Source organism: Oscillibacter sp., from assembly GCF_032018205.1.
GTDB lineage: Bacteria > Bacillota > Clostridia > Oscillospirales > Oscillospiraceae > Oscillibacter.
The window spans coordinates 1-6,240 of record NZ_DALZOY010000023.1; the positions used below are offsets into that span (position 1 = coordinate 1).

Sequence of the window (6,240 nt, forward strand, 5' to 3'; positions counted from 1 at the left end):
CTTTCCTATAAAAAAATGGTGTTTGATTGACAAGCAAATACAAGGGGTATATAATAAAAGTAATAGATTTTTGTCTAAAATAGCCGTCATGGTTTCAAATAAACTGTGACATTTTTTCAGCATTAAGGCAATATGAGAATTAAATTTGACAATAAAGCAATAAGCAAGTCCACAGATGTTTTTCTGTGGACTTGCTTATTTTTCGGAGTCTTCAGGCGCCGTCTCTCCCACTTTATTGGGTGCAAGTTCTATTTACACTTGGCGACCCGTATGAGATGTACATTTCCTTCGCCTGTCTTTGAATATTCTGAAGTTCTTCGCTCCGCGAAAATGGGATGATATTTTGCTGAACATTGTCGTTTGTTCCGCTATAATTGAACGCAGCGGCTAATAAAGTCCGAAAACAACGGATGCAGAGCGATGGAAGCGATTGGTTGGGAGGACTTTGACCGGCTTTAATTTGACGAGTGCGCACGGGTATCATAAAACAAAGCATATACTATGGCGGCGTCCACACGCGGAACTGCATCTCCGATTTTTGAGATTGCTTTCAGGCGGACGGGCAGCGGAAAGCACCTTTTCCGGAAAGACGCTGCGGGCGAAAAATGCCACGAAATGGTTTGATCGGGGAGTTGATGAAGTTGCTGGACCTGTTGAATCCCTTGAGAGAAGTGACGATTGCATCAATCTTCTTTCGATTTTTGCTGGCGACAATCTGCGGTGCGGTCATCGGGTATGAGCGGGGAAAAAAACGCCATGCTGCCGGACTGCGCACACATATCGTGGTGTGCATCGGCGCTTCGTCTGTCATGCTGCTGAGCCAATATCTCGCCCTCTTCTCCAGCGGAAGCTCCGACCCCGCACGGCTTGGCGCGCAGGTCATCAGCGGCATCGGCTTTCTTGGCGCGGGGACCATCGTGATTACCGGGCATCAGCGGGGGCAGTATGTCAAGGGACTGACCACTGCGGCGGGCCTGTGGGCCTCCGCCTGCATGGGGCTTGCCGTTGGAAGCGGATATTATGAAGCGGCGGTCATTATGTGCATATTTCTGTTTTCCGTAATTGTGATTTTGAACCGGCTGGATGAAAAGTATCTGAAGGACTCCACGGTGATGCGGTTTTATATCGAGTATGCTTCTAGAACGCCGTTCTCCACAATTCTTGCCGAGGTGCGAAAAAACAAATGGCATATGGCACATTTGGAATTTGTGGGTGGAAACAACGACTCGATTAACAGCGCAATCATCGACGTGCAGCGCACCGGGCTGGATTCGGACCGGAATGCACTTTTGTGTGCCCTGCGGTCCACAGAGGGGATTTTGTTTGTCGAGGACGCGTAATTGAAAATAAAATGGCCTTTTGCCTTATTCGGTTCAAAAAACCGTTTCAGGCAAAAGGCCATTTTTATATATTCACATGGGTCGGCGTTTTTTCCGCAGCCGTTATTTCACCGCAGCAAAGCCGTTTTGCAGATCGGCAAGGATATCGTCAATGTGCTCCGTGCCGATGGACAGGCGGATGGTGTTGGGCTTAATGCCCTGATCCGCAAGCTCCTCGGCGGAGAGCTGGGAATGGGTGGTGGTGGCGGGGTGAATGACCAGAGATTTCACATCCGCCACGTTGGCAAGCAGAGAGAAAATTTCCAGATGGTCAATGAAGGTGTGGGCTTCCTCCTGCCCGCCCCGAAGCTCGAAGGTAAAGATGGACGCGCCGCCATTGGGGAAATACTTCTCATACAGCGTATGGTCCGGGTGGTCAGGCAGAGAGGGGTGGTTCACGCGCTCCACCTGCGGGTGGTTCGCCAAAAATTCCACCACTTTCTTCGTGTTTTCCGCATGTCGGTCCAGACGCAGAGAGAGGGTTTCAACGCCCTGAAGCAGCAAAAACGCGTTGAAGGGAGAGATGGCGGCGCCGGTGTCCCGCAGGAGAATGGCCCGCACATAGGTGACAAAAGCGGCGGGGCCAGCCGCGTCCACAAAGCTCACTCCGTGATAGCTGGGGTTTGCGTCGGCGATGGGGGCGAACTTCCCGGCGGCCTTCCAGTCAAACTTGCCGGAGTCCACAATAATACCGCCCAGCGTGGTGCCGTGGCCGCCGATAAACTTGGTGGCGGAGTGAACCACGATATCTGCGCCATACTCAATGGGGCGGATAAGATAGGGCGTGCCAAAGGTGTTGTCAATCACCAGAGGCAGGCCGTGCTTGTGGGCAATCTCCGCAATCGCGCCGATGTCGGGAATGTCGGAATTGGGATTGCCCAGCGTCTCCACAAAGACGGCCTTGGTATTGTCCTGGATGGCGGCTTCCAGCTCGGTCAGATTGTGCGCGTCCACAAAGGTGGTGGTTACGCCGAACTGGGGCAGCGTATGGGCCAAAAGATTGTAGCTGCCGCCGTAGATGGTCTTTTGAGAGACGATGTGGTCCCCCGCCTGCGCCAGCGCCTGAATGGTGTAGGTGATGGCCGCTGCACCGGACGCGGTGGCAAGGGCTGCCACGCCGCCCTCCAGCGCCGCGATGCGCTTTTCCAGCACGTCCTGCGTGGAGTTGGTCAGCCGCCCATAGATGTTGCCGGGGTCTGCCAGACCAAACCGGGCGGCGGCGTGGGCAGAGTTGTGGAATACGTAGCTGGTGGTCTGGTAAATGGGTACGGCCCGGGAGTCGGTGGTGGGATCGGCTTGCTCCTGACCAACGTGAAGCTGCAAGGTCTCAAATTTATAGTTACTCATGTCAATACCTCTTTCAATTCTATAAAAATTAAAATAAAAAAGCCGGGGCTGTCATTCAGCTCCCGGATAAGAGGTATGGCCTGTGTGGTGCGGCTTTGTCACCAGGGGCGCGAACAGGACATGCCGACGCGCCCGGCCATATCACTTGTCCGGGAGTACAGCATTCGCCCACAGCGGAAATTGCCCCGCAGCAGTTTTTCAAACAGCGTTGTCATATCCCTCACCCCTCTCAGTTTAAATTACCTACATGTTTGATTGGTATAGTGGGTATTGTATCGCCCTGATTTTGATTTGTCAATAGATTTTTAAAATAAAATATCCGCCGAGCTTAACCTTGACTTCCATGGATTCACTGCCTATAATGGGGCCACCCTATGTAAATGCGGCCAAAATTCGGTTGACGCGGCTTCTTTTCAGGTGAAATGCCGAGGGCCTTTGCCGAAAATTTCCAGCAAGAAAAGGCGGACGTGGGGCAAAAGACAGCAAAACAATTCCTGCGGGTTTATATGGAGCAAGGAGGCGAGCGGGCCATGACCTTACAGCAGCTAAAATATTTTATTGAAACGGTGAATTGCGGCTCCATCAGCAAGGCGGCGGACAACCTTTTTTTGTCTCAGCCCAGCCTGTCCAGCTCCATCAAGGAACTGGAAAACGAAACCGGCGTGGAGCTGTTCACCCGGACCTCCAAAGGCATGGCCTTGACGCAGGACGGCGTGGAATTTCTGGGCTATGCCCGACAGGTGATCGAGCAGACGGATTTTCTGGAGCGGCGGTATCTCAGCAAGAAGCCGCCCCGCCGGGTGTTCAGCGTTTCCTCCCAGCACTATGCCTTTGCAGTGAATGCCTTTGTCAGCATGGTCCGCAAGACCAATGCCGACGAATACGAGCTGACCATGCGGGAAACCCAGACCCACGACATTGTGGAGTCCGTCAGAACCCTGCGCAGCGAAATCGGCATTCTCTATCTGAATCCCTTTAACCGCAAGGTGATTGAAAAGCTTCTGCGGGAGAGCGATTTGACCTTCCACTCCCTGTTCACCGCCAAGCCCCATATTTTTACCGGCAGCGCCAGCCCCCTTGCAAAGCGGGAGTATGTCACCCTGAAGGATTTGGAGGGCTACCCTTGCCTGACCTACGAGCAGGGAGAGTATAACTCCTTCTATTTTTCGGAGGAGATTCTCAGCACCGAGTTTCACAAAAAAAGCATCAAGGTGACGGACCGTGCCACCATGTTCAACCTGATGATCGGGCTGGACGGGTATACGATTTCCTCCGGCATCATCAGCGCCGACCTTAACGGCGACAATATTGCCGCGATTCCTTTGCAGGTGGAGGACTCCATCGAGGTGGGCTGGATTTCTCACCGCTCCATCCGGCTCACCGCGCAGGCGGAGCTGTATCTGGAGGAACTGGACAAGGCCATCCGGCATTACGGGGTTCCCGGCGAAGTGATATAGTTTTAAACTATGGATGGGAATAGGATATCAGTGTTACCCTATGGATTTGCCGCCGTGCTATGATATACCCATCAAACACGTAGGAGGAACATCCATGAGCAATAGATTTCAGACGGTGGGCAGCCTGCTTCGTCCCGAGGCGCTGCTGGCCTATAAGCGTCAAATTGAAGACCGGGAGGATATCCGGTATCCCTTTTATGATGACTTTCCCGGCTATCAGCAGGCGGAAGCCGAGGCCACAAAGGCCGTTGTAACCAAACAGGCCGAGCACGGGCTGACGGTGCTGACGGACGGCGAGTATTCCAAATCCATGTGGCATCTGGACTTCATCTGGGGTCTTGGTGGCGCGGAGCGCCGGTTTGCTGACCACGGCTATTTTTTCCGGGACAAGGACGAGCACGGACACTACGAGACACGCCGGGACATCGGCATCGCCATCACCGGCCCTCTGTCCGGGAAGAACCACCACTTTATTGAGATTTACAAGCAACTGGCGGCTGTGGCGCCGGAGGGCGCGGCGCTGAAGCAGTGCGTCTGGGCGGCGGCCCACGCCTATACCGAGCTTGCCATTTTTGACAAGCTGGCAGGCCCCGGTCAGGTCTATGCTGACAACGAGGCGTTAAAGCAGGGCGTGATTCAGGCCTACAAGGAATTTCTAGCCGAATACGCCGCTGCGGGCGGGAAAATCATTCAGTTTGACGACTGCCTGTGGGAGCTGTTTGCCGCCGACAACGACAATTCCCCCTTCACCGGCGGCACCAATTCCCCGGAAGTGCTGGGTCTTGCCGAGGACTTTGTAAATATCAACAACCAGATCATCGACTATGCCCATTCTCTGGGTCTGACGGTCTGGACCCACAACTGCCGGGGCAACTATGCCTCCCGGAACATGGGCGGCGGCACATACAGCGCCATTGCAAAGCTTTTTTTGGGCCAGCAGCGGTACGACCGGTTCTTTTTGGAGTGGGACGACGACCGCGCAGGCTCTCTGGAAGCACTGGCGGCATTTAAGGACCGGCCCGACACGGAAATTGTTCTGGGCCTGCTCTCCAGCAAAAACAATCAGCTTGACGATGAGGCCCGCGTCCTCCGTTTGCTGGACGAGGCGTCGTCCATGATTCCCAAGGAACGGCTGTACCTCTCCCATCAGTGCGGTTTTGCCTCCTGCGACGGCGGAAACGAGCTGAGCGAGGCCGAGCAGTGGGCCAAAATCGATCAGGGCCAGCGGCTGGCGCAAAGCTATTGGGGCGAGTAAGAATTTCTTAAACTGCCCCGCGATTACAGCACCTCTCTTTTTCCATTCCGGAATATTCTGAAAGCAAGCGCTGATATTATCTGCTATGCAGACGGTATCGGCGCTTGCCGCCCTATTGCATTGTCTGCAATGGTTTTGTATAATCATGGTATGCAATGCTGAAAATACAGGACTGCTTATCTGATAAAGGAGGAACACAACATGGCAAGAAAGATCGGGTTTATCGTCGGAAGCCTGCGGGCCGATTCCTACAACAAGAAGATTGCCAAGCAGTTTGCCGCTTTGCTGCCGGAGGGCTTTGAAGCGGTGTTTATTGAAATCGGCAATCTGCCGCTTTACAATGAGGATTTGGATGCGGCGGGAAAGGTCCCCGCGGAATGGACCGCATTCAGAGAAACGGTGAAAACAGTGGACGGCGTTTTCTTTTTCACGCCGGAATACAATCGCTCCATGCCCGCGGCGATGAAAAACGCGCTGGACGTTGGCTCCCGCCCCTATGGCGAGAGTGTATGGCCAAAGAAGCCCGGCCTGGTGGTCAGCAGCTCTGTGGGGCCTGTGGGCGGCTTTGGGGCCAACCATCACCTGCGCCAGACGCTGGTGTGTCTGGACGTTCCCGTTTTGCAGCAGCCGGAGGCTTATATTGGCAGCGTTCCGGGCCTTTTGGACGAACAGGGAAACATCGTGGAGCGCACGGTGGAGTTTTTCCAGAAGATTGTGGACGAATATATGGTGTTCTTCCACAAGATGGCGGATTGACAACATGCCCGCGCTGCGGAATCCCATGAAGCTTAAAAAACGTGCC

5 protein-coding genes are annotated in these 6,240 nt (G+C 53.9%); 4 read left to right on the top strand and 1 reads right to left on the bottom strand.

Annotated elements, in window-relative coordinates:
- The first annotated feature begins 605 nt into the window (after positions 1-605).
- Complete coding sequence (locus RTU96_RS13725) at positions 606-1,340, top strand: MgtC/SapB family protein (RefSeq protein ID WP_312637211.1); 735 nt, start codon at positions 606-608, stop codon at positions 1,338-1,340.
- Between the two features lie 102 nt (positions 1,341-1,442).
- On the opposite strand, the gene RTU96_RS13730 is transcribed toward RTU96_RS13725, so the two are convergent.
- Positions 1,443-2,726 (bottom strand): O-acetylhomoserine aminocarboxypropyltransferase/cysteine synthase family protein, encoded by a 1,284-nt coding sequence (locus tag RTU96_RS13730; protein WP_312637213.1) that lies wholly within the window; start codon positions 2,724-2,726, stop codon positions 1,443-1,445.
- Positions 2,727-3,256: 530 nt separating this feature from the next.
- Between RTU96_RS13730 and RTU96_RS13735 the strand changes: the two genes are divergently transcribed.
- From RTU96_RS13735 to RTU96_RS13745, 3 genes are all read left to right on the top strand, one after another.
- Positions 3,257-4,183 (top strand): LysR family transcriptional regulator, encoded by a 927-nt coding sequence (locus tag RTU96_RS13735; RefSeq protein WP_312637243.1) that lies wholly within the window; start codon positions 3,257-3,259, stop codon positions 4,181-4,183.
- A gap of 94 nt (positions 4,184-4,277) precedes the next feature.
- Entirely contained in the window at positions 4,278-5,438 is a 1,161-nt protein-coding gene (locus tag RTU96_RS13740) for a cobalamin-independent methionine synthase II family protein (RefSeq protein WP_312637214.1), read from the top strand.
- A gap of 201 nt (positions 5,439-5,639) precedes the next feature.
- Positions 5,640-6,194 (top strand): NAD(P)H-dependent oxidoreductase, encoded by a 555-nt coding sequence (locus RTU96_RS13745; protein ID WP_312637216.1) that lies wholly within the window; start codon positions 5,640-5,642, stop codon positions 6,192-6,194.
- The last annotated feature ends 46 nt before the right edge of the window (positions 6,195-6,240 follow it).

Excerpts from the sequence above, each read along its gene's own strand:
- RTU96_RS13730 (WP_312637213.1), bottom strand. The coding sequence starts at position 2,726 with ATGAGTAACTATAAATTTGAGACCTTGCAGCTTCACGTTGGTCAGGAG.
- RTU96_RS13735 (WP_312637243.1), top strand. The coding sequence starts at position 3,257 with ATGACCTTACAGCAGCTAAAATATTTTATTGAAACGGTGAATTGCGGC.
- RTU96_RS13725 (WP_312637211.1), top strand. The coding sequence starts at position 606 with ATGCCACGAAATGGTTTGATCGGGGAGTTGATGAAGTTGCTGGACCTG.
- RTU96_RS13745 (WP_312637216.1), top strand. The coding sequence starts at position 5,640 with ATGGCAAGAAAGATCGGGTTTATCGTCGGAAGCCTGCGGGCCGATTCC.
- RTU96_RS13740 (WP_312637214.1), top strand. The coding sequence starts at position 4,278 with ATGAGCAATAGATTTCAGACGGTGGGCAGCCTGCTTCGTCCCGAGGCG.